Raw genomic sequence first — 4432 nt, forward strand, 5'->3', positions numbered from 1 at the left:
AGGGGGGGGACCCGGCCCAGGTCCTCATCCCCGCCCTCCCCTACGCCCGCCGCTACTGGACCCTGCCCGGCGCATACGACTACAGCGCCCACATGCTGCGCGCCGGATACGCCGTGCTGCTGCTCGACCGCCTCGGTACCGGAGCCTCCAGCAGACCCCACGGGGACGAGGTCGACCTGGACGCCCACGCGGAGAGCATCCACCAGGCGATCACGCTGCTGCGCTCGGGCACCCCGGCAGGCCACCGCTTCTCCCGGGTGGTGAGCGTCGGCCACTCCTACGGATCGGGCATCGCTCTCGTCGAGGCGGCCCGGCACGCGGACGTGGACGGCCTGGTCATCACCGGCATGCTGCACACCACGACCGACTTCTACGAAAAGGTCGACAAGGTCCACGACTTCTTCCACCCGGCGAACCAGGACCCCCTGCTCGCCGGTCTCGGCGCGCCCGCCGAGTACCTGACGCAGCGTCCCGGACGCCGCGCCAGGATGCTCGAGTTTGCGGGCGGCATCGATCCGGAACTGTCCGCGCACAACGAACAGATCAAGTCCACCGCCACCTGGGGCGAGGGCAATTCACTGCCCGAGACCTACCGGCCCGAGCACTCGCGGGCCGTCAAGGTGCCCGTCCTGGTGGTGGTCGGGGAACACGACGCGCTCTTCAGCAGCTCGGACGTGGGCTTCGCCGCCCGCTCCGAGGCCGTGCACGCCTTCGAGCGGGACTACTACGCGCCCGAGGCCCAGCTGGAGACCCACGTGGTCCCCGGCGTCGGCCACTCGCTGAACGTGCACCGCGGCGCCGCCGAGTTCTACGACCTGGCACGCGACTGGTTCGACCGCAGATTCGCGGCCGTACGCGGACCCTCCCGGCCGGCGTGAAGCCGAAGCCCTCACCCACACCATAGGAGGAACGATGTTCGACAGGCTTTCACGCCTGGTGCTGCGCTCACCGCGCAAGGTGGTTCTCTTCACCTTGCTGCTGGTGTTCCTCGCCGGAGCCGCAGGCGGCGGCCTGCAGGACCGGCTCACCTCAGGCGGCTACGAGGCCACCGGCACCGAATCCCGTGCGGCGGCCGAGGAGTTGGAGAAGACCTTCAAGCAGGGCGAACCCAACCTGCTGCTGCTGGTCGAGGACAAGCGGGGCGTCGACGACGCCTCCGCCGCCGCGGCCGGCCGCGCCCTGACACAGAAGCTGGCCAAGGAGTCCGACATCACCGATGTCGTCTCCTACTGGACCACCGGCAGTGAGGCGCTGCGCAGCAAGGACGGCGACAAGGCCATCGTGCTGGGCCGCATCGACGGTGACTTCGACGACCAGATCGACTGGGCGAAGAAGATCGACGAGAAGTACTCCGGCACCGTCGACGGCCTCGAGGTCAAGACCGGTGGCTCGGCCATGATGTGGCACGAGAACATCGAGACCTCCAGCAAGGACGCCTCCAAGGCCGAGGGCATGGTCTTCCCGCTGCTCCTCATCGTGCTGGTCGTCATCTTCGGCAGCGCCCTGGTCGCGCTGCTGCCGGTGGCCGTCGCGTTCGGCGCGATGCTGGCGTCGATGGGTGCGCTGTTCACCATCACCTTCTTCAACGACACCTCCAGCGTCGTCGTCAACACCACGACGTTCCTCGGTATCGGTCTGGGCATCGACTACTGCCTGCTGTTCGTGACCCGCTACCGCGAGGAACTGCGCCAGGGCCGGGACATCAACACCGCGATCACCACGACCCTGCGCACCGCCGGCCGCACCATCCTGTTCTCCGCGCTCACCGTGGCCGTCGCGTTCGTCGGCCTGCTCGTCCTGCCGTTCACGATGCTGCGCTCGCTCGCGATCGGCTGCATGACCACCGCACTGGTCGCCGCCGCGGTCACCCTCATCCTGGCCCCGGCGGTGCTGCGCTGGATCGGCCCGCGCGTCGACAAGTGGAGCCTGTTCAAGCGCAAGCAGAACCCGGCCAACGACGGCGGCGGCTTCTGGCACCGCACGTCCACCGCCGTGATGCGCCGCCCGGTGCGGGTCGCCGTGCTGGTCCTCGCCGTCGTCATCACCCTCGGCCTGCCGGCCATGGACATGAAGCTGCGGCTGCCCGACGAGGCGGTCCTGCCCGCCGACGCCAAGTCCGCCCAGGTCGCCCAGGTGCTGAAGAAGGACTTCGACACCCGCGAGCAGCAGGCCCTGACCGTGGTCGCCGCCGACGCCGGCGACCCGAGCACGAAGACCGACACCATCGACGCCTACGCCAAGGACCTCTCCAAGGTCGCCGACGTCAGCCGCGTCGACGCCCTGACCGGCTCCTACGTCGACGGCGCCAAGGTCGCCGAGGCGAGCGAGGCCAACACCCGGTTCGGGGTGACCGCGGGCACCTACCTGTCCGTGGTGCCGTCCGTCGACGCCTACGGCTCGCAGGGCGAGAAGCTCGTCGAGGCGGTGCGGGACACCAAGGCGCCGTTCGACGTCAAGGTCGGCGGCCCGGCCGCGGTCAGCGTCGACACCTTCGACACCCTGCGCGACAACCTGCCGCTGTCCGGGGCGATCCTGTTCATCGGCATGTTCCTGCTGCTGTTCCTGCTCACCGGCAGCATCCTGCTGCCGCTGCAGTCGATCCTGCTGACCGTGCTCAGCCTCACCGCCACCTTCGGCGCGCTGGTCTTCATCTTCCAGGAAGGCCACATGGCGAGCCTGTTCGGTGACTTCATCATCACCGGCAGCATCACCTGGACCGTGCCGATCATGTGCTTCGGCCTGGCCTTCGCCCTGTCGATGGACTACCAGGTGTTCATGCTGTCGCGGATCAAGGAGGAGTACGACCGCACCGGCGACAACGAACTGGCCGTCGCCAACGGCCTGGAGCGGGTCGGCAAGGTCGTCACCTACGCGGCCGTGCTGCTCTCGCTGGTCTTCCTGGTCCTCATCACCTCCGGCATCAGCTACATGAAGGCGATCGGCCTCGGTATGGCACTGGCGATCCTCATGGACGCCACGCTGATCCGCGGCGGTCTCCTGCCGGCCCTGATGAAGCTGTTCGGCAGCGCCAACTGGTGGGCGCCCGGCCCGCTGCGGAAGTTCCACGCCCGCTACGGCCTCAGCGAGGCCGAAGCCGAGGAGGCACCGCCGATCCCCGGCGGGCGCACCGGAAGCGACAGCGACACTCCGGTCCCCAGCCAGCCGCACTGACGCCGCACGCCGCACCGGCCGCCGCCGGCCCGACCCCCGCACCCAGCGGGCCGGGCCGGCGGCGGCCCCGGCTCCAGGCGCCCCCGAGAGGTCCTACGACGGAAGAGAACGGCCGATGCCCAAGACCAAGCGCCCCAAGAACATAGGGGCCCACTTCGACCACTTCGCCGGGAAGCCCGGGCCCATCTGGCACCTGGACCGCCCCTTCGACATCGCCCCGGACACGGGCCGCGCCCACGACTCCACGTCCCTGGCACACCTGGTGCAGGACATGTCGGGCCGCCTGTACGCGGCGGGACTGCGCCGCGGCGACCGGCTGGCGATCATCAAGCACAACCACATGGACGTCGTCCTGCTGGCCGCGGCCGCGGCCCGGATCGGCGGCCTGCCCGCCATGATCACCTCGACGTTCCCGCCGGACACCCTCGGCAAGATGATGGAGCGGCTGGACCCAAAGGTGATCGTCGCCTCCGACGACGTGCTGGCGGCCGCCCACGAACAGGGCGTCCAACTGGCCGGACCCGGCACCCGGGTGCTCGCCGTCGAGGGCGAGCTGCTGCCTGGCGACGCCACCCGCCTCGCCGACCTCGCCGGCAGCGACATCCCCGCGCCCGAGCTGCGCCCGGACTCCGAGCCGATGCTGCTCACCCACACCTCCGGCACCACGGGCGTGCCGAAGTTCGTGATGCACTCGGCGGACACCATCGGCGTGTACGGGGTGATGGAGACCATCCGCATCCCGTTCCTGTCGACGCGGCCCGACGACACCGTCGCCTCCTGCATCGCCTTCGTGCACTCGCGCGCCGTGACCTGGGTGATGGCCCAGTCGGTGCTGATCCCCTCCAAGGTCGTGGTGCTCGGCGGCTCCGACCCGGACGTGGTCGTCGAGACGCTCGGGCGCAACCGCCCCACCACACTGGAGGCCTGCCCCAACATCTTCCAGCGCTGGGAGCACCTGCCGAAGGCGCACCCGGAGCTCTTCAGCGACGTGCGGATGTTCGTCTCCACCTTCGACGCCATCCACCCCGGAACCATGAGCAGGCTGCTGGGGGCGTCCGACCGCAAAGGCGCCCTGTTCTTCCAGATCTACGGGCAGAGCGAGGTCGGCCCTGCCGTCGGCCGCGCCTACTTCCGCCGCTCCGCGCACAAGGCCAACGGGCGCTGCGTGGGCTGGGCCATGCCCAGGGGCGCCGCGCGGATCCGCGTGGTCAGCCGGGACGGCAACACCCCCTGCGAGACGAACCCCGGCTCCATCGAGGTC

General features: G+C 69.9%; 3 protein-coding genes. All 3 read left to right on the plus strand.

The genetic code is table 11. The annotated features are described in order from the left end of the window. The coding region (locus TN53_RS39945; protein WP_046263768.1) for an alpha/beta hydrolase at positions 1-878 on the plus strand (878 nt) is incomplete at its 5' end. 34 nt (positions 879-912) lie between these two features. Further along, complete coding sequence (locus TN53_RS39950) at positions 913-3171, plus strand: MMPL family transporter (protein ID WP_052745397.1); 2259 nt, start codon at positions 913-915, stop codon at positions 3169-3171. A gap of 115 nt (positions 3172-3286) precedes the next feature. After that, positions 3287-4432: class I adenylate-forming enzyme family protein (locus TN53_RS39955; RefSeq protein WP_052745398.1), on the plus strand; the 1146-nt coding region annotated here is incomplete at its 3' end.

This window comes from Streptomyces sp. WM6386 (assembly GCF_000972385.1).
Taxonomy (GTDB): domain Bacteria; phylum Actinomycetota; class Actinomycetes; order Streptomycetales; family Streptomycetaceae; genus Streptomyces.

What these genes read in the sequence shown, in the direction of transcription:
- TN53_RS39950 (WP_052745397.1), top strand. Translation starts at nt 913, where the DNA reads ATGTTCGACAGGCTTTCACGCCTGGTGCTGCGCTCACCGCGCAAGGTG.